Below are 4,020 nucleotides of genomic sequence, written 5' to 3' on the forward strand. Positions count from 1 at the left end.
ACAGAAATTACTTACAAATAATTTTATTTAATTTTATTTTGGAATTAAACATTTATTGTAAAATAATAAACGTTTCTTTTATTTCTGCGAACCCGGGATTGCGCCGCTCCTTTCTAATTGTTATACCCTAATTGATTATTTATTTATAACCCGGTTATGCAACTATAAGTTTATAACTCTTTTTATCGGGTACTTCTGTAATAGATCGTTTTAAATGACAGAATATAGATCTTCAAAATTAAACACATACCACCCATGGCAAAAAAGAATTCACCGGCGTTGAACAAAACTTCTGCAACAAAGAATGCGGTTGCCTCCAAACCCTCAAAAAGAAAAATATCCTCAAAAGCATTGCGCTTTGCTCACCCGTTTTTCACAACCACTCCCAAATCTAAAAGGAGAAGTGTGCCCGGTGTGGGAAAGGGATTATCGAATTACCCATCCAATGCCGGCCTGCTGGAGCCGATACCTGCGCCCCACCGCAACCCTACCATGACACTGGCGGAAATAATTGGTAAACATGGAGTGGCTGAAATTAAGCACGCGGGTTCAATAACCTTTCATGCAACAGGCGATACAGGCAGTCCCGATATCATGACTGAACTGGTATCTGCTGCTATGGCAACAGATTATGACGCGGCGCATCCGGCAACATCTCCGGCATTTCTCCTTCACCTCGGCGATGTGATCTATTACAATAACACGGACCAGGGTTACCTATCACAGTTCTATACACCTTACAAGAAGTATCCCGGAAAAATAATTGCCATCCCCGGCAATCACGATGGAGAATTATTTAAGTACGACGGCACTTCTACCGGCCAAAAGGTTACGCTGGGCGCTTTCCAGCAGAATTTCTGCCAGGCGGTAACAGGAGTGCCGCCGGCCGCTGCAACTATTTACCGCGAAATGATAAGTCAGCCTGCAGTTTACTGGTATCTTAATGCGCCTTTTGTGGACGTCGTATCACTATATTCCAACGTGGCAGATGGAACGGGATTCATCTCCGATAATAAGAAAGTAGGAATTGTTCAAAAGACATGGTTCACGCAAACACTTAGTACCATAGCTGCTCAGAGAAAGTTGGGTACCCGCAAGGCGTTAATTGTAGCCGTTCATCATCCGCCTTATAGTGGGGGCGGTCACGGCCCAAGCACTGATATGCTTGCAGATATTGATAGCTCATGTAAAGCCGCAGGCATTATGCCCGATGCCGTCCTTTCTGCACACTCCCACAACTACCAGCGCTTTACCCGCTATTTTCCTTTCGGCGGAGTAAATATGCAAATTCCGTTTTACGTGGTGGGATGTGGTGGCCATGGCATTACACCGGTTGGACATGCCGCTGGAATCCGCAACGGTGACCATTCGTTCGACAACTCGTTGAGCGGTTATGGATATCTTACGGTAACAGTCAATGCAAAGCAAATAACTTTTAAGTTTAACCAGGTAAACATTGATGGCAGCAAACAACCCTACGATAAAGTGATCATAGTAGATTTAAGTAGCAACCAGATAGTACAGGGATAGTATAAGCATCTTTTGCTTTCTGTAGATAGCAGTTCTTTTATTATCTAAACATTCTAAGCATAGCCAGGGGATAACGGGCTCTTATTACTATATTACTTTATTAAGCGCCTCATTTTATTAGTCGCCCAAAGCCAACCTAATAGCAAGCAAAAGAAAATCTTGAGGAACAACGGCAAAAAAAATGTTTTGAGTAAAGGTTGCACGGCAATCCAGCTTTCTCTAGAAACGCCGAGTACAACAGTATATGCTGTTATTGCCAGTGATATGATAAAAACATATTTTAATGAAACCAGAAGAAACATTCTCCTTTTAGCGATTATTTCTTGTCCTGCAAATGATCCAAAGAAATAAGTAAGACCAAACAGGATACTGAGGATCATTATTGAATTTATATCAAATACTTCCTGGAAAAAAAAGAGGATGCCGTTCGCGAAATCTCCTCTTGTTTCACCCACCAACAATAAAATTATAAGGGTTGCCAACACAATAGCAGTTGCCTTCATTGTTTTAGACCTTCCGAATTTTTTCGCTTCTGTTATTGTCATATTGATAGTTTTGGCCAAGTGAGAGGCAGTCAATTATCAATGTAAAGTAATTGTTTTATTTAGTTTATCCAATTCCGCTAGGTGCACCTTTTACTTAGAAATATCGTTTATTTGAAAGCAGACAATGGTTTAAGGCCCCAAGCATACTTGTCCCGTATTTACGGAAGCATGGCTAACGCAAAAGGCTATTCGACAAAGCTTGCTAAACAGCGGAATAAGAGGGAAGTAAGACTATTTCTTGTTTAAACATTCTCAGATCGCTGGGCGGTAAAGCAAAAATATATTATTTCCAACCCTTGCAATTGATCTTCTTTTTTACTATCATTATATACCTGTTACCACTCCACAAGATTTCATTTCTAAAATAATATTTTATGAAGCAAATAATTATCTTTTTGCTGGCAGGCATAACTTCCATCGCATCGCAGTCACAGACTGCAAATCAAATGAAGATGATTCGCATCAACGCAATTTCTGATAAAATCCTCATGCAGAAAAAAAACCCGGCCAGGGTAGAGATCTATGCGTTGTATTCAAATTATTTTACTGAAAACAATATCTATCCTAATGCCGACGCCATTGACCTGATTGATGCCTATAACAAAGACAACACTTATGATGAAATAAAAAGTGGAAGGGTTAGTTTGAAACTTTTGCAGGTGGCTCCGGTGAAAGTTGATGCCGGAAACTATAACCTGATGCGGCAGAATGCAAGGCAGATCCAACTGTTTCATACTGCTTCAGAATCATTTTATAATAAAGTAAATATAGCAAGTGGATTGTCAGAAGAAATCGCTCCACCCGATTTTAAAAATCAACTCCTTAACTCAAGAGACAAGATTTTGCCCAATATCAATGCAAACGCAGAATCTATTCCGGCATTGCAGATGGATTTTTTTCTTAATTCATTACTCGATGTCAATCGTTTGATGGATTTATTAGCCACGGGAAGTGCCCCGGCAAATACCCACCTCTCTATTGCTGAGCTCCTGGAAGACTTCGCAGCTTACAAAGTAAATAAGGTTAGAATGATGCAACCCCATTCGCCCGCAGGCAGCGCCACGTTGAATAATGGGTCGAATTCATTTTTTAATGCATCTTATACAATGGAAGACAACAGCAGTTACCTGGTGCCCGATGATGCTGACTTGCCAAACGCAGACATATATGTTTACACCAGGAATGCATCCGGAAGCTGGGATCAGCAGCCGAAGCCAAATGCCTTCAATGTTTACTACGGGCCAAATGGATTAAAATACAGTCTTACTGAAGGCTGCGACACATTAAGTTTTTTTAAGTACCACCCATCGGTGCCTGCGTCTACTTTGCCTGTAATACTTGCGAAAGGCAATTACTGTTTCGTGTTGCAGGACATAAACACCAATCAATTGTTTCTACGGCCGGATATTAACTTGCGGGATAACAAAGTAATCGATGACAGCCAGCTGATAAAGATTTGTTTTAAAGTTGAAAACGGACAACATGATTGACTTTTTAAAAGACCGCATCCTGCTTTTTGTTTTAGTAATTGCGGGCGATTGGGTAAGCCTTGCGGCACTTATAAAAGCCAACGAAATACGGCATGATGCCATAACTATCGCTATCGCAGTTTCACTATTGCCGAGCCTGGTTATATCATTGCTTGTGGAATTTTTTTTTCAACAGAAATTGGCAAAAAGAAAATTGATATTATTTACTGCCATCATTTCATTAGTTTTCTGGGCAGGTTTTATAGTTTTCTATGAGCGCTTTACCAGCATCAATAATCAATACGGAAAAATTTCTTTTCCTGTAGGCTCAGAATCCGTTAATGCGAAAGACTCTATAATTGTGGGGGGATGTTCTTACACCGCAGAAGCCCAGGCGGAAGTGGACAACTATGCATCAAAAAAACGCACCCTTACGCCCGCTATGCTCTTTGCCGACTTTAATTATGACGTATCGC

The 4,020-nt window shown here is 40.8% G+C and carries 4 protein-coding genes; 3 read left to right on the plus strand and 1 reads right to left on the minus strand.

What is annotated here, in order from left to right; genetic code table 11:
• The first annotated feature begins 255 nt into the window (after nucleotides 1-255).
• Nucleotides 256-1,530: a metallophosphoesterase family protein gene (locus tag ACO1O5_RS04580; protein ID WP_486268661.1), complete on the plus strand. Its 1,275-nt coding sequence runs from the start codon at nucleotides 256-258 to the stop codon at nucleotides 1,528-1,530.
• A gap of 92 nt (nucleotides 1,531-1,622) precedes the next feature.
• Here ACO1O5_RS04580 and ACO1O5_RS04585 read toward each other — a convergent pair whose 3' ends face one another.
• Complete coding sequence (locus ACO1O5_RS04585; RefSeq protein ID WP_486268662.1) at nucleotides 1,623-2,075, minus strand: hypothetical protein; 453 nt, start codon at nucleotides 2,073-2,075, stop codon at nucleotides 1,623-1,625.
• A 374-nt stretch (nucleotides 2,076-2,449) separates the two neighbouring features.
• Here ACO1O5_RS04585 and ACO1O5_RS04590 point away from each other — a divergent pair, with 374 nt between their 5' ends.
• Both ACO1O5_RS04590 and ACO1O5_RS04595 read left to right on the plus strand, forming a co-directional pair.
• Nucleotides 2,450-3,565, plus strand: a complete 1,116-nt coding sequence (locus ACO1O5_RS04590) for a hypothetical protein (protein WP_486268663.1) — start codon at nucleotides 2,450-2,452, stop codon at nucleotides 3,563-3,565.
• Nucleotides 3,558-4,020, plus strand: a 463-nt coding sequence (locus ACO1O5_RS04595; protein WP_486268664.1) for a hypothetical protein, incomplete at its 3' end; no start/stop codon positions are given. The genes ACO1O5_RS04590 and ACO1O5_RS04595, both read left to right, overlap by 8 nt.

This window comes from Ginsengibacter sp. (assembly GCF_057362405.1).